Below are 22,994 nucleotides of genomic sequence, written 5' to 3'. Positions count from 1 at the left end.
AGACTGGAAATGAGACAGAGTCTCGATTGCCAACAGATTTCGACAACTACAGGTAACATCAACTCGCTAACTCAACAAGGCATTTTCTCCATTTCCATCTGAGGCAAAACATACTCGGTGTGTACTCGGTGACGTTGTTGAATAGCGATAACAAAAGGAGCTGAAACGCACACCGTATGGGGTCCACTTCAGCCCACTTCAGCCTGACTGAGCCAAACGGTTTCGTTTTCCAGACGAACTTCAATCGTTGCGTTTCCATCGCTGGTACTGTAAAGCAAAAATGAGCCTCCAGCAGGGATAACCTCTTTTTTCTTCATGGCGCCTATACCGTTTTAAAAAGATTCTGGTTGTGCTTTTTCCTGCCGCATTTTTTCGACTATGCATGCCTTTGGTCGCAATCGAGTGGCGCGTATATTATAAGTGAATTTATGTAAAACCAGTTATATATCCACCAAAGAGTGACGGTTAAAGTGTAGAGCGAAAGGTTGTTTTTGTGCCGGGCTGGAGCCCGGCGATCCCTGGCTGTAAACGAAAAAAGACTTACAAGCGTTGCCTGTAAGTCTTTTTTCGTTTATGTGCACTCGGAAGGAGTCGAACCTTCAACCCACTGATTAAGAGTCAGTTGCTCTGCCATTGAGCCACGAGTGCAACGATTTTATTTTACTGGTGCCAGAGGCGCAACCGGCAGAGTCGGCGCTGCGGGAGTCGCAGGGGCCGGAGCTGCAGGAGCTGCTGGCAAACTTTGCTGAAGAACACTTTTAACAGGAGCCCTCTCGGACTCTTTGCCCGGAAGGGTGAACTGTGCAATAAAGCAGATACCCATTACCAGACCGGCAAGAATAGCAGTCATCCTGCTTAAAAAATCTCCGGTACGCCGCACACCGAGCGTCTGAACGGTTCCCATGCTTGCCATTCCACCGGTAAGGCCACTGCCGCTTTTGGGGCTCTGCAGCAGAATCACACCGACCAGAAGGATCGCTGCGAGTAAAGCGACAACCACAATGAAAACATGCATTTCCGGCAGCTTTAATAAATTTGCAAATATCGTATCTTCAAATGATGAAGGCCTTAATTTAGCAACTTTTAAAAAATATCCAAGCCGTGTTTTCAGATGCCGGGAAATTATTGGTGATTGCAGGAGCCGTCACCGTAGTGGTCGGGCTCTTCATGATGGCATCAGGTAAAACAGGCCTGTCAGGGTGGTTCAACTGGTTCGGATCGCTTCCTTTTGACATGAAAATCGAAAAGAAGCACTTCCGCTTCTACTTCCCTCTGGGGAGCTCAATTGTAATCTCGTTACTCCTCAGTATGCTCTTCTATTTTTTCAATAAATTTATCCGTTAACCATTCCATGCCCGACACAGTGAAGAGAGAAGCCCGCAGTGCAACGGTCAAGAGAACAACCAAAGAGACCGATATTTCGGTAACCGTAACGCTTGACGGCACCGGCACAAGCTCCATCAGCACCGGCGTGGTCTTTCTCGATCACATGCTGACCAACTTCAGCCGCCACTCGGGATTTGACCTTGCAATCGAGTGCAAGGGCGATATTGACGTTGATGATCATCACAGTGTTGAGGATATCGGCATTGTGCTCGGCAGCGCCATCAATGAAGCGCTTGGTGACAAGCGGGGCATTCAGCGCTATGGCTGGGCGATCATACCCATGGATGAGGCACTTGCCCGCTGTGCGCTTGACCTTGGCGGACGGAGCTATTGTGTTTTCCATGCAGAGTTCAACCGCCCGGTGATCCAGGGGCTCTCAACCGAGATGGTGCATCACTTCTTTCTCTCGCTTTCGGAGAGCCTGAAGGCCAATATCCACCTCTCTGTCCTTGAGGGGCAGAACACCCATCACAAGATCGAGGCGATCTTCAAATCCTTCGCCTATGCGATGAAACTGGCAGTTGCCGTAACCGGCAGTGCGATACCTTCAACGAAGGGTACCATTTAATACTGTTGATCTGAGAGCCATCAAACAGAAAACCCCCGAGCAATCAGGGGTTTTTCTGTTCTTCATCCTTGTTGTCCCTGAAGTCCCTGCTGTCCTTTTCCTCCAACAAACACAAAACCCCCGGTCGATCGGGGGTTCTGGTAAAAAAGCAATCAACCGCTCTTACTTCGCGTAGGCAATCGAGCGTTTCTCACGGACAATGGAGACCTTGATCTGACCGGGATACTGCGCTTCCGATTCAATTTTGTGCGCGATATCGTGGGCAAGCACATCGGCCTGTGAGTCGCTTACATTGTCACCTTCAACAATAACCCGTATCTCCCGTCCGGCCTGCAGTGCATAGGTTTTCAGCACACCGGGGAATCCTTTGGCTATCTCCTCAAGGCTCTCAAGGCGCTTGACGTTGCCGTCAGAGGTTACTGCTCCACGGGCACCGGGCCGGGCGAGTGAGATAACATTGGCTGCGTCAACGAGCTCGGCGATAGGCGTCTCTTTATCGACATCACCATGGTGAGCGCCAACGGCATTGATTACGGTTGCTGACTCATTGAATTTTTTCAGGAAGGTCATACCGCTGATCGCATGCGGCTGATCGCTTTCGGGAAGCACCAGACCGATGTCGTGCAGGAGACCGGCCCGTTTTGCCTGACGGGCATCGAGCTTGAGTTCGGCCGCCATCAGACCGGCAAGCATGGCAACCTCACGGCTGTGCAGGAGCAGGTTCTGGCCGTAGACGGTGTAGTACTTCATGTGACCGATAAGGGAGACAATCTCGGCCGGCATATCGGAAATCTGAAGCGAGGCAAGCGCCTCTTCTCCGGCACTCATGATGACATCGTCAATCTCCTTTTTGGCATCGGCATAGGCCTTCTCGATAGCCACCGGGTGAATGATGCCGTCAACCAGCAGCTTCTGGAGCGTGAGCTTGGCAAGCTCACGGCGCAGGGGATCAAAACAGGAGAGAATAACCACCTCGGGAGTGTCGTCAACAATGATATCGACTCCGGTAGCATTCTCGAAAGCCTTGATGTTGCGTCCCTCACGGCCGATAATCCGGCCCTTGAGCTCGTCGCTCTGGATATGCACAACCGAGAGCGCGTTTTCGGTCGCCTGCTCGAATGAGATCCTCTGAATGGCGGTTAACAGGGTTTTCTCGGCAAGACGGCCGGCATTCAGCTCTGCCTCTTCATGAATCTGGTGAATGGTTTCAGTCGCCTCTTCACGGGCTTTGGAGACCATGTTGTCGATGAGCATCTGGCGGGCCTCTTCAGACTGAAGATTGCTGATGCTCTCAAGACGCTGGTTCTGCTCAATAATGGTGCGGTCAAGTTCTGAGGAACGAAGGGTCACCAACTCCATGGTCTGGTCGATCTCCTTGCGCTGATCCTGCAGCTTGCGCTCCATATCGCGAACATCCTGAAGCTGCTTTTTAAGCTGGGCCTCCTTCTGCTGCATCTGCTTCTGAAGCTGGTTGTATTTGTTGTTCTTGATGACCACCTCCTGGTCAAACTCGCGCCGCTTCTTCTTCCACTCCTGGTTTACTTCGCTGACCTTGAGTTCCTTGTATTCGTTGGCCTCTTTCTGGGCTTCCTGCACTATCTGCACGGCACGTTCCTCGGCTTCAAGAACCTTGGTTGTTCCGATACTTTCAAGAAAAAAACGTCCGATAAAAAAACCTGCTGCAAAAAAAACAACCGAAGCACTGACAATTAAAAACAGGTTTATAACTATACCCATTAAACTAACCTCCTTTTTGCTGCTCCCGAATTTTCAATAAGGGCGCACCGTTTTAAACAAAAAAAATCCGCACCATCAAGAGATGTGTAAGATCAAGAACCCGTTGTGCACGGTGGGTGCCTCCTTCGGATATTTTGCTTCCAATGGAGCGGTGTTTCCACTGCTCTTGAACAGTTCTGACCGGAGTCAGCAGCGTTCAACAAGGCCTGCAATCAAAACGAAGAGTCTGGCTCCCGATTTGTTGATGTTAGTTCTTTTACTTACAAGACACCCCAGGAAACTGGTGCGGAAATTTCTTCCTTTCAATGTAAAGGTTTATTGCAGATTTTGTTCCATAAAAACATTCAGATCGGCAATTTTCTGCTTCAGCGACGCTATCTCCTCTTCAAGTTCTATCTTTTTTTCGGCAAATGAAATGGCCGAAAGAACAGCAAGTTTGACCGGTTCAAACGTCGGGGCTTTTTCGGCAAAAAGTCGCATGATCCCGTCTACATCCCGGGCCGCCTTTTCCGTCAGATCCCGCCGTTCAACCCTTAAAGGATAGTTGTCACCATAAACATGTACATCAATTTTTTCCATCTCATTTTCGTTACAATGTCTGATCGTTTCTGAGTTCCATCTCTATTTTCTGCAAAATGAGGAGAAGCTTCTGTTTAACCTGAAGTTTTTCTGCAAAGGAGAACTCTCCTCCCGAACTCTCCGGCGCATCAGCGGCAGAGATTCCAACCGTTCCGGGCAGCTTGCATGATCTCAGTATATTCTGCAGACTTGACAGTTCAGATCGCAGCAAATCATTCTCTTTACGGCACTCTATAAGCCGGGCAACCAGATTTTCAATATTTCCCTCAAGGATGTTGACTTCACCCTTGATATTCAGCCCGTCAGAATCATGCATGGAACAAAGAGTATCAGACTTGTCGAATTACCGCACCAAGTTTACTCACGGCATTACTGCCTGCTTTTGAGAGAATATCGCTGATTCTTTCATCCTGCAGTGTTCCCGTATGATCGGCTATTTCAAGCGAGAGTGCGACACTGCGCTCCCCTCCTTCAGCTTCCGGGCGTTCAAAAAGATCGAACACACAGACATCCCTGATCAAAGCGTCACTGGAACGAACAACGTCCACAAGTGACTGAACGGTAACATTTTGCGGCAGAACAAGCGACAAATCCCTCTGTACAACCGGAAATCTGGATGGCGGCTCGTAGGTTACTTCCGGATTGAAGCAGCGTTCCAGAACTGCTGCATCAAGCTCGGCAATAAAAACCTCCTGCCCGATATCAAATTTCCCCAAAAGGTCTTTTTCGACCTGCTTGACAACGCCTGCCCTGTAAGAGCAGGACTTTCCACGCTCTGTCAGCTCCAGAGCAATGCTGACAGTTTTTTCATTATAAATATTCACCACTGATTTATCAAGCAAATTCAGCTTCTCAAGCAGCATCTCGACCGCACCCATAACATCATAAAAATCAGCCTTTTCCGGTGACTGGTTCCATATTCTGGGAAAACGGCTCCCGGTCATGGCAAGGAGGAGATACTCCTTTTCGCTGTAGGCGTCGAGCGGGGAGTTGGAATCCCCTTCGCTGCCGGGCAGCATGCTGAAGGCGCGGGCAACCTCAAAGAACTTCAGATCCCTGTTTCCGTGCCTGATATTGTGGCTGATAACCTTCAGAAAACCGGGAAGAAGGCCCGGACGGAGCACTTCAAGCCCTTCACTGATAGGATTGAGCACGGCGACCAGCTGATCGCTGAAGAGCGCGGCATCATCCCTCTTGATGAGCGGGTTGGTAAGAATCTCCCTGAAGTTCAGGCCGACCATGATGCTGCGGAGAAAATCGGGGAAATATTCCGGATTTTTCCGCGACTGCGGATAGATGGTCGAAAGCTGTGAAGAGGGCTGAATATTGTCATAACCGTAGAGCCGGGCAACCTCCTCGACCAGATCAATCTCCTGGGAGACATCCACCCTGCATGAGGGCACAAGAAAGGTGATCGACTCCGCTGTTCGGCTCTCGACTGAAAAGCCGATCCGCTCAAGCAGCTCGCTCATCTCGTCAGCCGGAATGGAGCTGCCGAGCAGTGCGTTGACCCTCTCGGGCCTCAGAACAACCCTGCGCAGTTCACTCTCCGAAGATCCGGACTCCTGGGCCGCTTCAACATGGCCTCCGGCAAGTTCAACAATAAGCGCAACCGCACACTCCGAGGCCCTTTTGACATTGTTCGGATCGATACCCCGCTCAAAGCGGTATGAGGAGTCAGAGGCAATACCCGCTTTTTTGGCTGATTTCCGGACCATGGAGGGCGAGAAACAGGCGGATTCAAGCAGAATATCAACGGTAGTGTCACTCACCGCTGAATCCAGTCCGCCCATAACACCGGCGAGGGCGACCGGCTTTTCACCGTCGCAGATAACCGGCATGCCCGGCTCAACACGGCAGCACTCCTGATTGATGGCCGTAAACTCCCCCTGCATGTCGCTGCGCACAACCACCCGGCCACCGGCAAGCCTGGCGAGATCAAAGGCATGCAGCGGCTGGCCAAGCCCGTGCAGGATATAATTGGTAATGTCAACAATGTTGTTCTTCGACCGCAGCCCTATGCTTTCGAGCTTGCGACGAAGCCATTCTGGTGAGGCTGCAACGGTTACGCCACGAATGACAACAGCGGAATAGTATGGACAGGCAACAGCATCCTGAACGTCAACCAGTGATCCTGTTTTTGAAAATGAAACCGTTTTCCCCGGAGGATAGTGTATCGTTTCGCGTCCGGCAAGCTCCCTTGCAACGCCGAGATGGGAGAGTACATCAGGGCGGTTTGGTGTAACGGCAATATCGAGCACCACGTCACCCTCAAGATAACGGGCAAAGGGCACCCCGACCGTGCAGGATGCTTCAAGCTCCATAACACCGGAGTGATCAGCGGAGAGGCCAAGCTCATCGGCGGCGCAAATCATGCCGAATGAGCGCTCTCCGCGTATTTTCGAATTTTTTATAGTAAGGTTCTCGCCGTCAGGAAGCTTCAGCTTCGCTTTCTCTGTGGCAACCGGAACAAGCATGCCCGCCTTGACATTCGGGGCACCGCAGACAATCTGAAGCGGTTCATCTCTGCCGACATCAACCTTGCAGATGGTCAGACGCTCCGCATTGGGATGGGCTGCAACCTCATTGATCCTGCCGACAACAACCCGTTCATCGGGAAGCACGCTCTCTGTGACCTCCTCCACTTCAAGCCCGAGAAAGGTTAATTTTTCAACAAGTACGGGAATATCGGAAGAAAAAGAGGGGAGAAAATCTTTGAGCCAATTGACAGATATTTTCATAAGTGAGGAAAATCTGCATTCATGAATAAAAAAAGCCCTGTACCGGCAACGAACAGAGCTTTGAAACGCAAAAAGCGTGACCCCAACGGGATTCGAACCCGTCCCGCCACCTTGAAAGGGTGGTGACCTAACCGCTAGTCGATGGGGCCAAAAAACATGGGTGAATGAGGGGACTCGAACCCCCGACCTCCAGGGCCACAACCTGGCGCTCTAACCAACTGAGCTACAATCACCATAGAAAACCTACGGACTTTTATTTGTGCGCCCGACTGGACTCGAACCAGTAACCCTCAGCTTAGAAGGCTGATGCTCTATCCATTGAGCTACGGGCGCAACTTCAATCGCCAGAACATCTACCTGTCGGGGCGCCGAGACTCGAACTCGGGACCTCCTGCTCCCAAAGCAGGCACGCTACCAACTGCGCCACGCCCCGTTCTTTAACGGAAGGCCCAATATAGCACAAGAAGATTAATTACAAAAAAATAATTTACCCAAAAAAGCCGGATTCAGTGGCAGTGATGTGGCCGCCACAGGTAACTCCTTTCGAGGACTTCCCCGGCAAAAAAACGCACAGAATCAGTTAACGGCGAAAAAATCAGAAATGATCCGGCGAAGCTCATCATGCCATACCATTTCGACAGCTTCGGCAGGAGTAACGAGCTTTCGCTGCCGCAAATGCATTTCATCCCACTCGTCAAGTATCGTATCAATATAGAGCGGATAGACCTCAACAGAAAACTGTTTGCCGAACTTGCTGTAGCCGAACTGGCCGGCCTGCTGAGGGTGCACCACCCCGATCAGACCGGCCTCTTCGAGGGCCTCCTTTGCCGCGGACTCGGCCGGAGAGAAGCCGTTTTCAACATGCCCCTTCGGTATAATCCATCTTGTTGATTTTTTTGCGGTAATGAGGACCACCCTGCCTTCAAAAACAGGAATTACCGCCGATTGCTGGTATAGAGGCTTGAACCCTTCGTCCATAAGAGCGTTGTGTGATATAACCATTAATGCTTTTGCGATTACCCGAACAGTTGCACTCCCCCGGAGGGCCCTGAATACAAATATGCAATAAACGTAAAATACAACTGATTTTCTTATTTAACAGCTTGTGCGGCGTCAACGGTATGACTAATTTCATAATGACGATTCTTCTCAACAAAACCACTCATAAAACATGAAAGCAATCATTCCGGTTGCAGGTGTTGGCTCCCGTTTACGGCCCCACACATTCTCCCACCCAAAAGTATTGCTTAACGTCGCAGGCAAGCCGATTATCGGCCACATCATGGACAAGCTCATTGCCGCAGGCATTGATGAGGCTATTGTGATTGTCGGTTATCTGGGGTATATGGTTGAGGAGTGGCTGTTGAAAAATTACAGCATCAAATTCACCTTTGTCAATCAGCCGGACCGGCTCGGGCTTGCCCATGCAATCTGGATGTGCAAATTGTTTGTTGATCAGGAAGAGCCGCTGCTGATCATTCTTGGTGACACCATTTTTGATGTGGATCTCGATCCGGTACTGAAAAGCACGGAATCAACGCTCGGAGTAAAAGAGGTTGAGGACCCGAGACGGTTCGGCGTTGCTATAACCGAAAACGGAAAGATCCTGAAGCTGGTCGAAAAGCCTGACACCCCGATCAGTAATCTTGCTATTGTCGGCCTCTATTTTCTCCTCAAGGCCGGACCGCTCTTCAGAAGTATCGACCATCTGATTGAGCACAGTATCATGACCAAAGGAGAGTATCAGCTCACCGATGCCCTCGAACTCATGATTGAACGGGGGGAAACCTTCACCACCTTTCCGGTTTCGGGATGGTACGACTGCGGCAAGCCTGACACGCTGCTCTCCACCAACGAGATTCTGCTTGAAGTCATTAACCCGATCAAGGAGTATCCCGGATGCATTATCAATACACCGGTCTTTATTGCAAAAAACGCCCAGCTTGAAAATGCCGTTATCGGCCCCAATACCACTATCGGAGAGGGCGCCATTATCTCAAATGCCATTGTCAGGAGATCTATTATCGGCAATGAAGCCCGCGTAAGCAATATCATGCTGGATCAATCCATTGTGGGCAACAATGCGGTCATTACCGGCAACCCGCATGAAATAAATATCGGAGACTATTCAGAAATCCGTGTTGGCTGATAATGTGATAATTTATGACGGGCGCCCGTAAGAGAAGTTTGCATGGAAGCTTTTGAATTATTACATTTGAGCTTTATTTTTCTCTTGACACTCCCATTACCTATGGACACGGTGTCACAAGCTCTCAACAGGGGTTCTGCCCTCGAGCTTGCCGGAAGTTTTTCCGTGTCCAGGTCGTTTCCCCGTGAAATCCCCTTCACCCGAAAAGCTCTCCATTGAAGCAGTTTTTTTCTGTTGTTGCTGTTTTTCGTTTAACCAAAACATTATCGAAACATGTCACAGACCAGGTATTTCTTTACCTCAGAATCCGTATCAGAAGGACATCCGGACAAAGTTGCCGATCAGATTTCAGATGCCGTACTTGATGATTTTATCCGTCAGGATGCCAACTCCCGTGTTGCCTGTGAGACTTTCGTTACAACCGGTCAGGTTATTGTAGGCGGTGAAGTCACAACCAAGGGAATTGTTGATATCCAGAAAATTGCCCGCCAGGTCGTCAGCGAGATTGGCTACACCAAGGGTGAGTATATGTTTGAGGCGAACTCCTGCGGCGTGCTTTCCGCACTCCACAGCCAGTCACCTGACATCAACCGTGGCGTTGACCGCAAGGAAGAGATTACTGACGAGTTTGACCGCGTCGGAGCCGGTGACCAGGGTATGATGTTCGGCTATGCCTGCACCGAGACCCCCGAGCTCATGCCTGCTGCAATCCAGTTTGCCCAGCAGCTCGTCAAAAAACTTGCCGAAATCCGCAAGGAGGGCAAAATCATGACCTACCTTCGTCCTGATGCAAAAAGCCAGGTCACACTGGAATATGAAAACGAGAAAGTAAAACGTGTGGATGCGGTTGTGGTATCAACCCAGCACGATCCGGAACCTGCAGGCGTCAGCGAAGCCGAGTGGCAGGCTGTCATCAAGAAGGATATCATTGAGAATGTTATCAACAAAGTGATTCCGGCAAACCTGCTTGATTCGAACACCAAGCTTCACATCAACCCGACCGGTCGTTTTGAAATCGGCGGACCACACGGAGACACCGGCCTTACCGGTCGCAAGATCATTGTTGACACCTACGGCGGTGCAGCTCCTCACGGCGGCGGTGCATTCAGCGGCAAGGATCCTTCGAAGGTTGACCGCAGTGCAGCCTACGCTTCACGCCACGTTGCCAAGAACATTGTTGCAGCAGGTCTCGCAGACAAGTGCACCGTCCAGGTCTCCTATGCCATCGGTGTTGCCCGTCCGGTATCGATCTATATCAATACCCACGATACCGCCAAACAGGGTCTCAACGATGCCCGGATCCAGGAAAAAGCCGAACTGATCTTTGATCTTCGTCCGGCAGCAATCATCAAGCACTTCGGTCTTAACAAACCACAGGGATGGAGCTATCAGCAGACCGCCGCTTACGGGCACTTCGGCCGTGATATCTTCCCGTGGGAAAAAACCGACAAAGTTGCCGAGCTGAAGAAAGCCTTCAACCTGGCCTGAACAATTTCAACACCATTAAAACCCGATAAAGAAATGACAACAGTCGCAGAGGTGCTTGATTATAAAGTAGCCGATCTCTCTCTTGCCGAGTTTGGACGCAAGGAGATCGATATTGCTGAGAAGGAGATGCCCGGTCTTATGGCTATCCGGAAAAAATATGCAGGCAAAAAGCCACTGAGTGGCGCCCGTATTTCCGGATCCCTGCACATGACCATCCAGACCGCCGTGCTGATCGAAACCCTTGTTGACCTCGGAGCCGAGGTTCGCTGGGCGAGCTGCAATATCTTTTCCACACAGGATCACGCTGCCGCGGCTATTGCCAAGGCAGGTGTTCCGGTATTTGCGTGGAAAGGCGAAACCCTTGATGAGTACTGGTGGTGTACCCGCCAGATCCTTGAATTTGAAGGCGGAAAAGGGCCGAACCTGATCGTCGATGATGGCGGTGACGCTACCCTGATGATCATCCTCGGTTACAAAATCGAGAACAATCCGGAACTGCTTGAAAAAGCTCCGGGCAATGCCGAAGAGAAAGCGCTCTACCAGCAGCTCAGGGAGGTCTTCGAAGAGGACAACCAGCGCTGGCACAAGGTTGCTGCCGAGATGAAGGGTGTTTCGGAAGAGACCACCACCGGTGTTCACCGCCTCTATCAGATGATGGAAAAGGGCGAACTGCTCTTCCCTGCCATCAACGTCAACGATTCGGTTACCAAGTCGAAGTTTGACAACCTTTACGGCTGCCGCGAGTCACTGGCTGACGGCATCAAGCGTGCAACCGATGTTATGGTTGCCGGCAAGGTGGTTGTTGTGCTCGGCTACGGTGACGTAGGCAAAGGCTCTGCACGCTCCATGCGCGCTTATGGCGCAAGGGTGATTGTAACGGAGATCGATCCGATCTGCGCCCTGCAGGCAGCCATGGAAGGCTACGAGGTCGCCACCATGGATGACGCTGTCGGCGAAGGCAACATTTTTGTAACCACAACCGGAAACAAGGATGTTATCACGCTTGAGCACATGAAGAGGATGAAGGATGAGGCCATTGTCTGCAACATCGGCCACTTCGACAACGAGATCCAGGTGGAGCAGCTCAACACCTTTGCCGGAGCAAAAAGACTCAACATCAAGCCGCAGGTTGACAAATATACCTTTGCAAACGGCAACTCCATCTACCTGCTTGCCGAAGGCCGCCTGGTAAACCTTGGATGCGCTACCGGTCACCCCTCTTTCGTGATGAGCAACTCCTTCACCAACCAGACGCTCGCCCAGATTGACCTCTGGACCAACGAGTATGAGGTTGGCGTCTACAGACTCTCAAAAGCACTTGATGAAGAGGTTGCACGACTGCACCTCGATCAGCTCGGTGTCAAACTGACCGAGCTTACCCGTGAGCAGTCCGAATATCTCGGTGTACCTGTTGGCGGACCCTACAAACCGGAACACTACCGCTATTAAGGTTTCTGGTTTTTCAGAAGTAAACAAAAAAGGCAACCCGGAAAGGTTGCCTTTTTTGTTGCTGGGGCGGCAGGATTCGAACCTGCGGATGTCGGCTCCAAAGGCCGATGCCTTACCACTTGGCGACGCCCCAACTTGCGGCTCCGACCCTGCGGTCATAACCGGTGCCGAATATACGCACAATAAGAGAAACTCACAACCAGTGAGGGGGATAATGAACCTCTTCAAGCGGGATTACAACACCTCCGGGATTTTCTGAAATTTATACGCTATCTTGTCACTTCTCCTCTGCCATCTTATGAAACGACTGCGCAATGGTTAAAATTAAAATCTGCGGCATAACCCGCCTCTCGGATGCCCTGGATGCCTCCCTTGCGGGTGCGGATTGCCTCGGCTTCAACTTCAGCAGAAGAAGCCCCAGAGTGATATCGCCTGAAAACGCCAGAGCAATTATTGCACAACTGCCTCCGTTTGTTCAGTCGGCGGGGATATTTGTCGATCAATCACCTGAAGAGATCAATGAGATCTGCCGTTTCTGCGACCTGCAGATAGCGCAGCTTCACAGTGAGCAGTACACTCCGGCGGATGCACAATCCATACATGAAGCACGGGTAATACGGGTATTTCGTCCCGAAGAGGATTTTGATGTTGAGTGTGTGCGATCGTACGCCCGACAGAGCGGCACAAACACCTTTCTCTTTGACGCCTTCCGGCCCGGCATGGAGGGTGGAACCGGTGAAACTATCGGAACGGCGCTCGCCTCGAGAATCTTCAGTGAACTTGGAAGCTCCTGCTACACCATTCTGGCCGGAGGGCTGAACGAAACCAATGTCGCTGATGCAATCAGGCTCGTTCAGCCCTGGGCCGTCGATACGGCAAGCGGTGTTGAATGTGAACCGGGCATAAAGGATCCGGAAAAGATAAAGGCTTTCATCCGGGCAGTACGCCGCACCTCGATTTTATAAATGACGACCGGTCAACTTCTTCTCCCCAGAGAGCGGGAGCTGTAACAAATTCAAACGATGGCCTAAATGTTGCTGTAGGCCGCCACCTCTCTCTGAATAATCTCCGAAGCTGTGTCGGGCAGTTCAACCGTAATAAGATGTCCGCACTCGGGCACAGAGATAAAACGACCCTTTCCGGCCAGCTCGGTGAGCTTTTTGGCATTCTCGCTCGTCATGATTGCATCCCCTGCACCGGCAACAAAGAGCATGGGCCGGTCAACCGCGCGAACCATAGCCGGAACCGACTCGGTTATTTCAAATGAGGTTATCTGCCGGGTTGTCTGATCAATGGCTTCCGGAGCGCAGAATCCGAGACTCTTAAAGCCGATGAGGATATCATGCAGCAGTACGGTGTTTTTGGCCAGAACCAGCCGGGCAAAGATATAGGCGGGAAGCCACCAGGTGAGTTTGCGCAGCAGATTGTTGAATACGAAGGTAATCGTCGACGTGGCAAATGCCTGGATAAAGGCACTGTTCGGCAGGTAGCCGAAATTGAAAAAGGTCATTGAACGTATCAGCCCGGGATGAGAACGCGCATAGTCAAGCGCCACAAAAGGACCGAAGGAGAATGCGGCTATATGAAACTTTCCAAGGCCGAGTTTTGTAACCAGCTCGTGGAGATCATGAGCAAAAAAATCGATATGGTAGTGGTTCCTCGGATCGTTGTCCGACCAACCGTGACCGCGCATATCGTAGGCTATGGTCCGGATCCCCTGCTTGTTGAGTGCGGCGATCTGATGGTGCCACCACATCCACCAGCAATCCCAGCCGTGAATCAGTATAACCGTTTGTGCTGCATCTTTCGGCCCTGAATCATGATAGTGATGTACAATGCCGTTAAGTTCAATAAAACAACTCTTCTCCATCAGGGAGAGTTCGTACGTTGCCCGTTTGGCAGCAGCCGAATCTGATGAAGCCTGAAGATCGAGGAGTTCCTGACGGTACCGGGAAAATTTCTCTGTGGGGGGTAACTGCTGGTGTACCATAACACGTATCAACTTATAGTGAGTAGAGATATGGTCTTCTATTTTTTAAATATACAAAAACTTGACACTCACTCAAGAGCTGCTGTATCGTGACGCAACCCGGGCGTAAATTAAACCATCAACTCCCCTTTTCATCAGCTTCATATGGAGAATCCGAAGCATTTCTAAAAGGAAGGTTTCCCGGTTTTTTGGAGAATCTTCTTTTCACTATCATGAATAAACATGAACTGGTGACAATCCGATTACAAACTTATGGAACAGAGAAAACTTGGAACACAGGGGTTGACGGTATCAGCACAGGGTCTCGGGTGTATGGGTATGTCCGATTTCTACGGAGAACGAAACGAGAGTGAGTCCATAGCCACCATTCACCGGGCTATAGATCTCGGTATCAACTTTTTGGATACCTCGGACATGTATGGGCCGTTTACCAATGAGCTGCTGATCGGAAAAGCACTCAAGGGGCTGCGTGACAGGGTCAAAATAGCCACGAAGTTCGGCATCATGCGCAGCACTCCGTCAACAGATGGCGGCTGGGCTCCCGTTACCGGTATCAGCGGCAGACCGGAGTATGTCCGTTCCGCCTGTGACGCGTCGCTGAAACGTCTCGGCATCGACCATATCGATCTCTACTATCAGCACCGCGTTGACAGTGAGGTACCGATAGAGGAGACCGTCGGCGCGATGGCCGAGCTGGTTTCAGCCGGCAAGGTGAGCTATATCGGCCTCTCGGAGGCCTGTGCCGATACCATCCGCCGCGCCCACAGCGTCCATCCGCTCACAGCCCTGCAGAGCGAGTACTCGATGTGGAGCCGCGAACCGGAGGAGGAGGTGCTTCCAACCCTGCGTGAGCTGGGAATCGGCTTTGTAGCATACAGCCCGCTTGGCCGGGGATTTCTGACCGGAGAGCTGAAAAGCCCGGATGATTTTCCTCTTGACGATTATCGCCGCAACTCACCCCGCTTTCAGGGTGAACATTTCATGAAAAACCTGGAGCTGGTCAAAGGAATCAAGGTGATTGCCACGAAAAAAGGGATAACTGCCGCTCAACTTGCACTGGCCTGGGTGCTGGCCCAGGGTGCGGACATTGTGCCGATTCCGGGAACCAAGCAGAGAGGCTACCTTGAGGAGAATATTGCGGCCGGATCGGTTGTTATCAGCGAATCCGAGATGGCGGAAATCTCCACTGCCCTTCCAAAAAATGCGGTTTCAGGAGAGCGCTACCCGGAGAGCATGATGAAGTTTATCAATCGATAGAAAAGGGATCGCACAACACCACTGTCAGTGGAGAAGTAAATTTCGACTCGTTCAACCCGACAAAACCATATTCGCCATGAGCAGAAATATTGTCGCAATTGTGGGGAGCTACCGCAAAGGAGGTACCGTTGATCAGGCAATTGATGAGATCCTTGCTGCGGCAAAGGCGGAGGGAGCGACCACAAAAAAGCACTATCTGATCGACAAAAGGCTCTCATACTGCACAAACTGCCGGAGCTGCACGCAGCAGGAGGGGCTCAAGCCTGGAGTGTGTGTTCAGGATGATGAGATGGAGGTAGTGCTCGGCGATATCGACAAAGCCGATGCTCTGGTACTCGGTTCACCGATGAATGCCGGATCGGTTACGGCAGTGATGAAAACATTTATCGAGCGCCTTATCAGTTTTTCCTACTGGCCGTGGGGCCAGGGGGCTCCGAAAGCGAGAGATCCCGAGAAAAAGAGAGTTGCGGTTCTCGTTGGCTCTTCTGCGGCCCCGGCTTTTTTTGCAAAGAGATCGGGCGATGTTCTGCGCCTGCTGAAAACGGCGGCAAACCTGCTCGGAGCAAAGCCGGTCGGTACACTCTTTATCGGACTGGCGGCCCAGCAGCAACAGAAAGAGATCAGCAAGGGCTCAAAAAAGAGAGCCCGTGCACTTGGCCGAGAGCTTGCTGCATAGATTTCTCACCCTCTCCCGATTACATCGTGAGAGAATTCGAAATGACAGGGTTGATTGTAAGGTCGTATTGCCATACGCCCCTACGCAGGGATCTGTCATCCCTATGAGGAGCCAAGAAAAATCTTTTCGCATTCACGCCTGATAATCTCCTGCTGCTCAAGAATCAGTTCAGGATCAACCGTAAAGTGGTTAAGGAGCTGTGAAAAGATCTGGATGGAGGTCTCAAATTTTTCGGTAACGACAACATCGGCACCCTCACTGTAGAGTGCGGCCACATCATCAAGGGTTCTTGCCCTGACGATAATGAACGCTTTTTTGTTGATTTCGCGGATCATCGCAATACTCTGCCGGACAGCTGTGGCATCGGAAATACCGAGCACAACCGCACGGGCATGATTGATTCCGGCGCGAAGCAGCGCTTTTTTCTCTGTGCAGTCACCGTAAAAGATCGGTTCCCCTTTTCTTCTCATCAGTTTAACCGTTTCCCGGTCAATCTCAAGAACCGAGTAGGAGATATTGGTGGCATGCAGCACCGCCGCTACATTCTGGCCGTTAACACCGAATCCGATAATTGCCGCATGAATCTCCCCCGCGCAGATGATGGTGGAGTCGGGCGGACGCGCCGTAACCGATGAGGGATCCCTGGAGGGGAGCGGAATAAATCCAAGTGCGGGCACAACCTGATCAGCCAATTTCGGGGCAAGGGCTATCATGGCCGGAGCGACCGTCATGGTTACCACAATGATTGCGAGCATGGACTGAAAGACCTCGTGATCGATCAATCGGTTCTTCAGTCCCGCCTCTGCAAGCACAAAGGAGAACTCTCCGATCTGGGCAAGGGCCATACCGGCCATCATGCTCACCCTGAGGGAGTTTCCAAGAAAAATGGATACTCCACCGACAACCAGCCCTTTGACGAGCAGTACCATCAGGGCAATGGCAATAAAAAGAGGGAGATTGATCACTCTGATATCGAGCAGAAGTCCGACGGAGATAAAAAATATACTGGTAAATGCCTCCCGGAACGAGTCAATAGTCATACTGATCTGATGACTTTCATCGGTACTGGCGATAACCATGCCGGCAACAAAAGAGCCGAGTGCAAGTGAAAGGCCGACAAGCGATGTCAGATAGGCCGCGCCGAAACAGATCACCAGCGCCCCGATTACCAGAACCTCCCTTGCCTGCAGCGAGGCAATAAGACGGACTATTCTCGGCATCAGGATCCTGAAGCCGATAAAAATAGCCGAAGCAAAAAGGATAATAAAACCGATTTTTTTAAAAATCAGCCCGAAGGATAGCGCGGTATGAGGACTTAAAAAATCAATACCGATCATCAGGGGTACCACCGCAATATCCTGAAAAATAAGGATACCAAGTGCGATACGCCCATGAGGCAACCCAAGTTCATCGCGGTCGGTCAAAATCTTGAGGCAGATCGCCGTACTGCTGACTGAAAAAGTAAAGCCGAGAAACACGGCGGCAGCCGGGGTAACGCCACTGCCGATTGCATACATGAACCAGTAGGCAAGCGTGCTGACCACGATGCCGGTAACCAGAATCTGGACAGCCCCCCCCACCAGCACGATCTTCTTGAGTTTTTTCAGGTCATCCAGCGAAAACTCAAGTCCGATGGCAAAGAGCAGGAGAATAACACCGAGTTCGGCCAGGGTTGCAATAAGCTTTTCATCATAGACCGCGCCAATACCCGACGGACCTATCAGAATTCCCGTAAAGATCAATCCGATAACCGGCGGAATTTTAAGGCGCTGAAAAGCAAGGATGATGGCAATGGCAAGCGCACCGATAAGCACCAGTTCACCAAGAAAATCGAAATCATGCATAGCGTTACTGTCAGGTCAGGATCTACGGTTCATTATTCATCATGAAAGCGAGGCCGATCTAAGCGAGGAAAACCGTCAATACAGGAAACAGCTTCATGTTACAATAGTAAAACTTTCCTCGTTGAAATACCACTCCTGAAGATCAGGGAGTGCAAAAAGAAGAGCTTGTAACCGCTTTGCAGGTGAAGCAGCAGAAGAGTGAACCATTGAGTGCCCGACAGGTCGGCAGAATAATTTTATCGCTCTGCCCTTATTGCATTCTATCATTAAATAGCGTAATCTTCACATAGAAATCAGTCAATGGTTGATTGATCGCTATTCAAGTAATTTGTGCTTTGGTTACTTGCCGGTATCTCCCTTTATCAATGCACACGTATACTGCTTTTAAACAATGAATATTTACATCGGCAATCTGGCTTACACTACATCTGAGGATGATCTTCGTGATGCTTTCTCCCAGTTCGGACAGGTAGAGAGCGCAAGCATCATCATCGACAAATTTTCAGGCCGCTCCAAAGGGTTCGGATTTGTGGACATGCCTGACGACAGTGAAGCTCGTGAAGCTATCGAATCACTGAACGAAAAGGATTTAAATGGCCGCACGGTCAAGGTCAACGAAGCCAAACCTCGCGAAGAGAGACCGGCAAGAAGAGACCGCTACTGAGCCTCTTTTTTCTTTTATCCAAAGCCGGGCAGAACAGCCGTTCTGTCCGGCTTTGTTATTGTAAACCATAAGCAGTTATGCCTGTACAAGTCGTCTACATTACCGCAGCGCTGCTCTTCCTCGGCGTGCTCCCGCTCCCCCCTCTCTTCTTTGAGTTTTTAAACATTGTTGCCTTCGGCACCTTTGGCTGGGGGGCCTACACCAACTTTGGCAAGACAACACCTCTGCTGCCGCTGACCTACGGAGTGCTGGCCATTCTGTTTAACCCGATCATGGAGATCAACCTTCCACGGGAGTTCTGGATTGGAATCTATCCTGCTGCAGCCATACTCCTGCTTGCAACAAAAAAGAGCATTGCAGAATAAAAAAAAGGCGGTCAGAAATAACCGCCCCTGATAGTTATAGAGAGCACTTCAGACCTGCACGTAGGCTGAGGCCTTCGCGCCGCAGATCGGACAATTCTCTGGCGGAGTACCAAGTTCTATGTGACCGCAGTAAGGACAGAGCCAGACCTCGGTAGCCGAGATGTCCTTGCCGCTTTTTACCGCTTCGAGGGCTTTTTTGTAGAGCTCGGCATGCTGCCGCTCGGCCTTCATGGCATAGGCAAACATCTTTTTTGCCGGATGATTATCGGCTTCAGCCTGTGCAAGCATCGGTGGATACATCTCGGTATGCTCAAAGGTTTCACCGCTGATGGCCGCTTGCAGATTTTCAGCCGTCGTACCAATACCTCCAAGAGCCTCCAGATGCCCTTCAGCATGGATCAGCTCGGCCTGGGCGGTGGTGCGGAAAAGTTTTGCGATGTTGCTGAAACCCGCTTTTTCGGCCTCTTTTGCAAAAGCACGATACTTCTGATTTGCCTGACTCTCACCGGCAAATGCCTCTTTCAGATTATCTTTTGTTGTAGCCATAATCACTCTTTCTCCATTTATGTTTTTATCACAATAGTCTGTTTGGAAATCAAAATATACATACACATCCTCTCTCTCCCGGATTGATAACCGGTAAAGGCACCTCCTTTACAAACAGGATTTCACCCGGTTCATACAACGACAAAAACATCCCGAAAAGCTGCGTATTCATCTTAACGATACATTTTCCGAAGGTTATCGACAAAGGATTTCTCTTACTTTGTCAACAAGCAGCTGCCGGGAAAAGGGCTTTTCAAGGAGGGTTACACCTTCTTCAAGCACGCCGTGGGAGGATATGATATCGCCGGAATAACCGGACATATAGAGCACTTTAATAGCGGGATAGAGCGATCTGATTTTTTCCGAAAGCTCCTTTCCATTCATCCCCGGCATAACAATATCTGTTACAAGCAGATCAGGGATCACATGACTTTCATGAAGCTGCATCAAGGCATCACCACCACCTGAAGCAGCAATAACAGCATGCCCCTGATTGTGAAGGGCCCGGACAACAAAATCCCTGACGCTATCGTTGTCTTCAACAACAACTATCTTTCCCTTGAACCCGTCTGCAATACATTTTTTTACCACATCACGCTCAAGGCTCTTTTCTACGTTAACCAGTGGAAGCCGGATTCTGAAAGCACACCCTTTTGCCGGCTCACTGAACACCCTGATAGTGCCTTTATTCTGCTTGATAATACTGTAGACCGTAGCAAGCCCCAAACCTGTTCCATGCCCTGCTTCCTTTGTTGTAAAGAAAGGCTCAAAAATATGTTGGCCGGTTTCAGCATCCATACCGGTGCCCGTGTCACGAACTGTGAGTTGGGCATAAGCTCCCGAAAAGGGCTCGTCATCTGACGGCGTCACATTGACTTTTGCGGTCTCAATGAAAACCGTTCCCCCTTGAGGCATGGCATCCTGTGCATTGATACAAAGATTCATGATGATCTGCTCCAGCTGACCGGCGTCTCCCTTCACTCCAAGAGCCTCGGACGATAACCGGTAATGAACAGTAATATCTTCCCGGAGTGTTCGGCGAAGAAGATGTTCAAATCCTGTTATCACCTCGTTGAGGTCCAGCTCCCGGTATTCAAAGGGCCTCTGACGGCTGAACGCAAGAAGCTTCCAGACAAGTTCTCTTGCACTCAGGCTTGCCTGATGCATAACCTTGACCTCTTCGTAAATACTCTTGTCATCGGCAAACTGCTCTTCGAGCATCTCCGAATAGCCGAGAATCGGGGTCAAGAGATTATTCAGGTCGTGGGCTATACCCCCGGCAAGCTGGCCGATCGATTCTATTTTCCGGGACTGGAACAGCTGCATTTCCAGTTGCAGGCGATCCGCCTCCGCTTTTTTACGAAGCGTAATATCCTGAACAAACACCAGCGCCCCCGGTATACCAGCGTAGCTGAACGGTACAGCTGAAATTTCAGCCTCTACCGGAGAGCCATCACAGCGAAGCAGGAGCTTCTCAAGTGCCGGAATAGCCCGACCTTCTTCATTGAGTACACGGATATGTTCAGCAACCTGGAAGCGAAAATCAGGATGAACCCGATCAAGCACAGGCTGACCAAGCAATTCATGCTCGTCTGATGCTCCGTAGAACGCAAGCGCGGCAGGATTCAAATAGGCAAAGATACCACCGGTCTGTATAAATATCCCTTCCGGAGCTGACTCAACGACCGAACGAAACCTTTTTTCACTCTCACGCAGTGCAACAACGGCCCTTGTTCTTTCTGTAATATCCTGAACGGTTGTTATATGATAGAGTACCTTGCCCTGATCGTCCGGAATATTGACGATATCCATCTGGGCAGCAAAAACAGAGCCATCCTTTTTCAGCCTGCTGGTTTCGAACCGGAGAGAATCTTTCTGCTGCAATTCAGTGAGATGCTGGCGAATCGCCGCATGCTCCGACTCGGGATAGAGATCGAAAAAAAGCTGTCCGGATACCTCGTCAATACTCATGCCGTGCATGGCTGCAAAGGCATGATTACAGGTCATAATCCGTTTTGTTGAGGGTATGCCGATAGCAATGCCGTGAGCACACCAGGTAAAGGTGTCCGCCAGGAGACGAATCTGCTCTTCAGCCTCAATGCGGCAGGTGACATCGCGTGCTGTAGCATAGAGCACGCCTCCATCCGCAGGATTCACGTTCCATTCCAGCCACCGGTAATCGCCGCTTTTTGCACGATAGCGGTTGATAAAATGCCTGGTCTTGAATGCGGCCTGCGGCTCAAGCTCTTTTATGGTAAGCTCTCTGTCCTCTGGATGGATGAGATCAAAAAAAGAGATCGACAGAAGCTCTTCAATCGAATAACCCAGAACCAGCTCCCATGCTGCATTGACTTTTCTGAACGATCCGTCTGACGATGCTATACAAAAAAGATCCGGTATCAGGTCAAAAAAACGGTCCGGATCCTGTTCAGCCTGCTGCTGAATATTTTTCCCCTGAGTTATCAATAAAGAATCCTCGCAGCAGAGCTACGAGGTATTAATTCAAAGAAAATCGATTCATTCACGAAGCACAGCTTCGGGGAATTTACCCATAGAGATTAAAGCGTGTTTTTCCTCAAATCAGAATAAAGAGCCGGCCGGACCCTACACCCACAGGGAATAAAAAAAGAGCAAAGAGAGGGCTTCCCGAAAAAAAGTGCCGGGAGCTAAAGCAGAAAACCGTTCAGGAATTCTCCTCTCTCCAGTAGTGATAGATTTTAATAACAAAACCGGGAAGCAGATTGATCAGATCGAGAATCTCTTCTTCGGGGAGGTTGTCAAAATCGTCCGTTATTTTTCCAAGAACAAACATCGGCAGTACCAGCATGGCACTCTCTTCGTCGAGCAGGAGAGGTACCCATGACTCATGCTTCAACTCCATACCGACCGTAAAGCCGAGTGCCCAGTCTTCAATGGCTATATTTTTTTCCTCTTCATCATTGTAGGTGTACTGTTCAAAGAGCGGCAGATACTCCTCTGCGGCCTCATTGAACTGTATGGCAATGGAGTTCATATGGCGAAGCAGCAGCTCCTTGATCATCTTCTCTTCCTCTTCCGATGAAAAAACGGGAGCGGCATCATTTTCCTGGTCCCAGATAAAGGGCATCCAGAGCTCTGGATCAAGAGCTTCGGGGCCGACAATCAGTGCTGTCATATAGCCGTCAAGCATCTCGATTGAAGAGAGACTCTCTTCGGGTGTCGAGTCAGAGAGAAGAAAGCCCTCAAGAAGGCCAAGCTCTTCGTGCGTAAGAGGCTGCTGAAGCGGTTCGGATGGGTTCATAAATGGGTGTAGATTCGCATTAAAAAAATGATCGGAACGGTTACCTAAGGCCATAATAGGGAATGAGAAGGAAAGAAAACCATACCGTCACCTTTTATTTTATGGAATATCAAGTCAAAGAGCAACTGAAAAAGCATAAAAAGAGTATATACTGCTTCGTTTCAGCAGCAGTTCAGCCCGCAGTACGGAGCGGCAGGCATCAGGCTCTTTTTCGGAACATAACCTCAATAATTCATGACGCCCAAAATTGGGGGTATTGCATTCCAAAAATAAGT

At 50.4% G+C, this 22,994-nt stretch carries 22 protein-coding genes and 6 tRNA genes; 10 read left to right on the top strand and 18 right to left on the bottom strand.

The features are described 5' to 3' along the window. Nucleotides 1–188 precede the first annotated feature (188 nt). From BOO20_RS13215 to secG, 3 genes are all read right to left on the bottom strand, one after another. Nucleotides 189–317: a hypothetical protein gene (locus BOO20_RS13215; protein WP_255372189.1), complete on the bottom strand. Its 129-nt coding sequence runs from the start codon at nucleotides 315–317 to the stop codon at nucleotides 189–191. Between the two features lie 259 nt (nucleotides 318–576). Beyond that, a tRNA-Lys gene (locus BOO20_RS00700) sits at nucleotides 577–648 on the bottom strand. 7 nt (nucleotides 649–655) lie between these two features. Beyond that, a complete protein-coding gene (gene secG / locus BOO20_RS00695) occupies nucleotides 656–1,015 on the bottom strand; it encodes a preprotein translocase subunit SecG (protein WP_076789300.1) in 360 nt (119 codons plus the stop codon). Nucleotides 1,016–1,128: 113 nt separating this feature from the next. Here secG and BOO20_RS00690 point away from each other — a divergent pair, with 113 nt between their 5' ends. Both BOO20_RS00690 and hisB read left to right on the top strand, forming a co-directional pair. Beyond that, nucleotides 1,129–1,344: a DUF2905 domain-containing protein gene (locus tag BOO20_RS00690; RefSeq protein ID WP_255372188.1), complete on the top strand. Its 216-nt coding sequence runs from the start codon at nucleotides 1,129–1,131 to the stop codon at nucleotides 1,342–1,344. Between the two features lie 7 nt (nucleotides 1,345–1,351). Further along, nucleotides 1,352–1,954, top strand: coding sequence for an imidazoleglycerol-phosphate dehydratase HisB (hisB, locus tag BOO20_RS00685; protein WP_076789294.1), 603 nt, complete (start codon nucleotides 1,352–1,354; stop codon nucleotides 1,952–1,954). 162 nt (nucleotides 1,955–2,116) lie between these two features. On the opposite strand, the gene rny is transcribed toward hisB, so the two are convergent. The 9 genes from rny to BOO20_RS00640 all read right to left on the bottom strand — a co-directional run bounded on the left by rny (nucleotide 2,117) and on the right by BOO20_RS00640 (nucleotide 8,013). Then, a complete protein-coding gene (gene rny, locus BOO20_RS00680) occupies nucleotides 2,117–3,691 on the bottom strand; it encodes a ribonuclease Y (RefSeq protein ID WP_076789292.1) in 1,575 nt (524 codons plus the stop codon). A gap of 315 nt (nucleotides 3,692–4,006) precedes the next feature. Then, nucleotides 4,007–4,270 carry a cell division protein ZapA gene (locus BOO20_RS00675; protein ID WP_006367271.1) on the bottom strand — a complete coding sequence of 88 codons (264 nt, stop codon included), beginning with the start codon at nucleotides 4,268–4,270 and terminating at the stop codon, nucleotides 4,007–4,009. A 10-nt stretch (nucleotides 4,271–4,280) separates the two neighbouring features. Further along, nucleotides 4,281–4,586, bottom strand: a complete 306-nt coding sequence (locus BOO20_RS00670; protein ID WP_076789289.1) for a hypothetical protein — start codon at nucleotides 4,584–4,586, stop codon at nucleotides 4,281–4,283. Between the two features lie 13 nt (nucleotides 4,587–4,599). Then, a complete protein-coding gene (gene pheT, locus BOO20_RS00665; protein ID WP_076789286.1) occupies nucleotides 4,600–7,011 on the bottom strand; it encodes a phenylalanine--tRNA ligase subunit beta in 2,412 nt (803 codons plus the stop codon). A gap of 77 nt (nucleotides 7,012–7,088) precedes the next feature. Then, nucleotides 7,089–7,160: transfer RNA gene (locus tag BOO20_RS00660), tRNA-Glu, on the bottom strand. Nucleotides 7,161–7,169: 9 nt separating this feature from the next. Further along, nucleotides 7,170–7,245: transfer RNA gene (locus tag BOO20_RS00655), tRNA-His, on the bottom strand. A 26-nt stretch (nucleotides 7,246–7,271) separates the two neighbouring features. Next, nucleotides 7,272–7,344: transfer RNA gene (locus BOO20_RS00650), tRNA-Arg, on the bottom strand. Between the two features lie 27 nt (nucleotides 7,345–7,371). After that, nucleotides 7,372–7,444, bottom strand: a tRNA-Pro gene (locus BOO20_RS00645). 143 nt (nucleotides 7,445–7,587) lie between these two features. Beyond that, entirely contained in the window at nucleotides 7,588–8,013 is a 426-nt protein-coding gene (locus BOO20_RS00640) for an NUDIX hydrolase (RefSeq protein ID WP_233120838.1), read from the bottom strand. Nucleotides 8,014–8,182: 169 nt separating this feature from the next. Here BOO20_RS00640 and BOO20_RS00635 point away from each other — a divergent pair, with 169 nt between their 5' ends. The 3 genes from BOO20_RS00635 (at nucleotide 8,183) to ahcY (ending at nucleotide 12,097) form a co-directional block, all read left to right on the top strand. Next, on the top strand, nucleotides 8,183–9,160 hold the full coding sequence (locus BOO20_RS00635; RefSeq protein ID WP_076789277.1) for a sugar phosphate nucleotidyltransferase: 978 nt from the start codon (nucleotides 8,183–8,185) through the stop codon (nucleotides 9,158–9,160). A gap of 273 nt (nucleotides 9,161–9,433) precedes the next feature. Continuing rightward, nucleotides 9,434–10,648 carry a methionine adenosyltransferase gene (gene metK, locus BOO20_RS00630; RefSeq protein WP_076789274.1) on the top strand — a complete coding sequence of 405 codons (1,215 nt, stop codon included), beginning with the start codon at nucleotides 9,434–9,436 and terminating at the stop codon, nucleotides 10,646–10,648. A 33-nt stretch (nucleotides 10,649–10,681) separates the two neighbouring features. Continuing rightward, a complete protein-coding gene (ahcY, locus tag BOO20_RS00625) occupies nucleotides 10,682–12,097 on the top strand; it encodes an adenosylhomocysteinase (protein WP_006367353.1) in 1,416 nt (471 codons plus the stop codon). Between the two features lie 61 nt (nucleotides 12,098–12,158). Here ahcY and BOO20_RS00620 read toward each other — a convergent pair. Next, a tRNA-Gln gene (locus tag BOO20_RS00620) sits at nucleotides 12,159–12,230 on the bottom strand. A gap of 181 nt (nucleotides 12,231–12,411) precedes the next feature. On the opposite strand from BOO20_RS00620, the gene BOO20_RS00615 reads away from it, so the two are divergent. Continuing rightward, the gene (locus BOO20_RS00615; RefSeq protein WP_076789272.1) at nucleotides 12,412–13,062 is read left to right on the top strand and encodes a phosphoribosylanthranilate isomerase; all 651 of its coding nucleotides are present in this window, start codon (nucleotides 12,412–12,414) and stop codon (nucleotides 13,060–13,062) included. 62 nt (nucleotides 13,063–13,124) lie between these two features. On the opposite strand, the gene BOO20_RS00610 is transcribed toward BOO20_RS00615, so the two are convergent. Next, entirely contained in the window at nucleotides 13,125–14,087 is a 963-nt protein-coding gene (locus BOO20_RS00610) for an alpha/beta fold hydrolase (RefSeq protein WP_076789269.1), read from the bottom strand. A 252-nt stretch (nucleotides 14,088–14,339) separates the two neighbouring features. Between BOO20_RS00610 and BOO20_RS00605 the strand changes: the two genes are divergently transcribed. Continuing rightward, nucleotides 14,340–15,344, top strand: coding sequence for an aldo/keto reductase (locus tag BOO20_RS00605; protein ID WP_076789267.1), 1,005 nt, complete (start codon nucleotides 14,340–14,342; stop codon nucleotides 15,342–15,344). A gap of 76 nt (nucleotides 15,345–15,420) precedes the next feature. Continuing rightward, on the top strand, nucleotides 15,421–16,020 hold the full coding sequence (locus BOO20_RS00600; RefSeq protein ID WP_076789264.1) for a flavodoxin family protein: 600 nt from the start codon (nucleotides 15,421–15,423) through the stop codon (nucleotides 16,018–16,020). A 101-nt stretch (nucleotides 16,021–16,121) separates the two neighbouring features. Here BOO20_RS00600 and BOO20_RS00595 read toward each other — a convergent pair whose 3' ends face one another. Then, nucleotides 16,122–17,864, bottom strand: coding sequence for a cation:proton antiporter (locus tag BOO20_RS00595; protein ID WP_076789261.1), 1,743 nt, complete (start codon nucleotides 17,862–17,864; stop codon nucleotides 16,122–16,124). 391 nt (nucleotides 17,865–18,255) lie between these two features. On the opposite strand from BOO20_RS00595, the gene BOO20_RS00590 reads away from it, so the two are divergent. Beyond that, nucleotides 18,256–18,528 carry an RNA-binding protein gene (locus BOO20_RS00590; RefSeq protein ID WP_076789259.1) on the top strand — a complete coding sequence of 91 codons (273 nt, stop codon included), beginning with the start codon at nucleotides 18,256–18,258 and terminating at the stop codon, nucleotides 18,526–18,528. 77 nt (nucleotides 18,529–18,605) lie between these two features. Further along, nucleotides 18,606–18,893 carry a DUF6804 family protein gene (locus BOO20_RS00585; RefSeq protein WP_076789256.1) on the top strand — a complete coding sequence of 96 codons (288 nt, stop codon included), beginning with the start codon at nucleotides 18,606–18,608 and terminating at the stop codon, nucleotides 18,891–18,893. A 48-nt stretch (nucleotides 18,894–18,941) separates the two neighbouring features. Here BOO20_RS00585 and BOO20_RS00580 read toward each other — a convergent pair whose 3' ends face one another. The 3 genes from BOO20_RS00580 to BOO20_RS00570 form a co-directional block, all read right to left on the bottom strand. Then, nucleotides 18,942–19,439, bottom strand: a complete 498-nt coding sequence (locus BOO20_RS00580) for a rubrerythrin family protein (protein WP_076789253.1) — start codon at nucleotides 19,437–19,439, stop codon at nucleotides 18,942–18,944. A gap of 195 nt (nucleotides 19,440–19,634) precedes the next feature. Next, nucleotides 19,635–21,905, bottom strand: coding sequence for a PAS domain S-box protein (locus tag BOO20_RS00575; RefSeq protein WP_076789251.1), 2,271 nt, complete (start codon nucleotides 21,903–21,905; stop codon nucleotides 19,635–19,637). 217 nt (nucleotides 21,906–22,122) lie between these two features. Beyond that, nucleotides 22,123–22,719, bottom strand: a complete 597-nt coding sequence (locus BOO20_RS00570; RefSeq protein WP_076789248.1) for a UPF0149 family protein — start codon at nucleotides 22,717–22,719, stop codon at nucleotides 22,123–22,125. Nucleotides 22,720–22,994 lie beyond the last annotated feature (275 nt).

This window comes from Chlorobium sp. KB01 (genome assembly GCF_001975465.1).
Taxonomy (GTDB): Bacteria; Bacteroidota; Chlorobiia; order Chlorobiales; family Chlorobiaceae; genus Chlorobium.
This window is presented reverse-complemented; position numbering and strand designations above follow the sequence as displayed.

Bases quoted from the DNA above. Each gene is read 5' to 3' on its own strand.
- BOO20_RS13215 (WP_255372189.1), bottom strand. From the start codon at position 317: ATGAAGAAAAAAGAGGTTATCCCTGCTGGAGGCTCATTTTTGCTTTAC.
- secG (WP_076789300.1), bottom strand. From the start codon at position 1,015: ATGCATGTTTTCATTGTGGTTGTCGCTTTACTCGCAGCGATCCTTCTG.
- hisB (WP_076789294.1), top strand. From the start codon at position 1,352: ATGCCCGACACAGTGAAGAGAGAAGCCCGCAGTGCAACGGTCAAGAGA.
- rny (WP_076789292.1), bottom strand. From the start codon at position 3,691: ATGGGTATAGTTATAAACCTGTTTTTAATTGTCAGTGCTTCGGTTGTT.
- BOO20_RS00675 (WP_006367271.1), bottom strand. From the start codon at position 4,270: ATGGAAAAAATTGATGTACATGTTTATGGTGACAACTATCCTTTAAGG.
- BOO20_RS00670 (WP_076789289.1), bottom strand. From the start codon at position 4,586: ATGCATGATTCTGACGGGCTGAATATCAAGGGTGAAGTCAACATCCTT.
- pheT (WP_076789286.1), bottom strand. From the start codon at position 7,011: ATGAAAATATCTGTCAATTGGCTCAAAGATTTTCTCCCCTCTTTTTCT.
- BOO20_RS00640 (WP_233120838.1), bottom strand. From the start codon at position 8,013: ATGGTTATATCACACAACGCTCTTATGGACGAAGGGTTCAAGCCTCTA.
- BOO20_RS00635 (WP_076789277.1), top strand. From the start codon at position 8,183: ATGAAAGCAATCATTCCGGTTGCAGGTGTTGGCTCCCGTTTACGGCCC.
- metK (WP_076789274.1), top strand. From the start codon at position 9,434: ATGTCACAGACCAGGTATTTCTTTACCTCAGAATCCGTATCAGAAGGA.
- ahcY (WP_006367353.1), top strand. From the start codon at position 10,682: ATGACAACAGTCGCAGAGGTGCTTGATTATAAAGTAGCCGATCTCTCT.
- BOO20_RS00615 (WP_076789272.1), top strand. From the start codon at position 12,412: ATGGTTAAAATTAAAATCTGCGGCATAACCCGCCTCTCGGATGCCCTG.
- BOO20_RS00610 (WP_076789269.1), bottom strand. From the start codon at position 14,087: ATGGTACACCAGCAGTTACCCCCCACAGAGAAATTTTCCCGGTACCGT.
- BOO20_RS00605 (WP_076789267.1), top strand. From the start codon at position 14,340: ATGGAACAGAGAAAACTTGGAACACAGGGGTTGACGGTATCAGCACAG.
- BOO20_RS00600 (WP_076789264.1), top strand. From the start codon at position 15,421: ATGAGCAGAAATATTGTCGCAATTGTGGGGAGCTACCGCAAAGGAGGT.
- BOO20_RS00595 (WP_076789261.1), bottom strand. From the start codon at position 17,864: ATGCATGATTTCGATTTTCTTGGTGAACTGGTGCTTATCGGTGCGCTT.
- BOO20_RS00590 (WP_076789259.1), top strand. From the start codon at position 18,256: ATGAATATTTACATCGGCAATCTGGCTTACACTACATCTGAGGATGAT.
- BOO20_RS00585 (WP_076789256.1), top strand. From the start codon at position 18,606: ATGCCTGTACAAGTCGTCTACATTACCGCAGCGCTGCTCTTCCTCGGC.
- BOO20_RS00580 (WP_076789253.1), bottom strand. From the start codon at position 19,439: ATGGCTACAACAAAAGATAATCTGAAAGAGGCATTTGCCGGTGAGAGT.
- BOO20_RS00570 (WP_076789248.1), bottom strand. From the start codon at position 22,719: ATGAACCCATCCGAACCGCTTCAGCAGCCTCTTACGCACGAAGAGCTT.